The organism is Seonamhaeicola marinus, assembly GCF_008085455.1.
The window spans coordinates 1-556 of sequence record NZ_VSDQ01000010.1 but is presented as its reverse complement, the minus strand read 5'-3'; the positions used below and the strand labels follow the sequence as shown (position 1 = coordinate 556).

The following is a 556-nucleotide window of genomic DNA, read 5'->3' as shown; positions in this document are numbered from 1 at the left end:
CATTTAACCCTAATAACTAATGAAACAATTTTTTGTAGCATGTTTTTGTTTAATGATTTGTGTAAGTTGTTCTCAAGATAAACAGCCAATAAAAGGTGAAACTGCTTACCAAAAAGAGCAAAATGCTATGTTTAAAGACGTAACAAAATCGCCTTTAAAAGAAAAAGATTTAAAACATTTTACAGGATTAGATTTTTTTAAAGTAGACTCTAGTTACATTGTTACTGCAACTTTGCAAAGAACTCCAAATTCAAAATGGTTTACAATGAAAACCACTACAGAGCGTGTCACTAAAGAACGCATTTATGGTGTTTTACATTTTGAGTTAAAGGGTGTAAAATGTAAATTAAACATATATCAAGGCAAAGATTTAATGAAAAGTGAAGGTTATGAAGATTATTTGTTTTTACCTTTTTTAGATGAAACCAATGGTATTGAAACCTATGGCGGTGGCCGATATATTGATACTAGAATACCCGAAGGTAATACTATGGTTATTAACTTTAACGAAGCTTACAACCCTTATTGTGCATACAACGAAAAGTATTCATGCCCT

General features: G+C 30.4%; 1 protein-coding gene. It reads left to right on the top strand.

Annotation, left to right across the window (positions count from 1 at the left end; genetic code table 11):
* Positions 1-19: 19 nt before the first annotated feature.
* Positions 20-556: DUF1684 domain-containing protein (locus FUA24_RS00095; RefSeq protein ID WP_148539568.1), on the top strand; the 537-nt coding region annotated here is incomplete at its 3' end.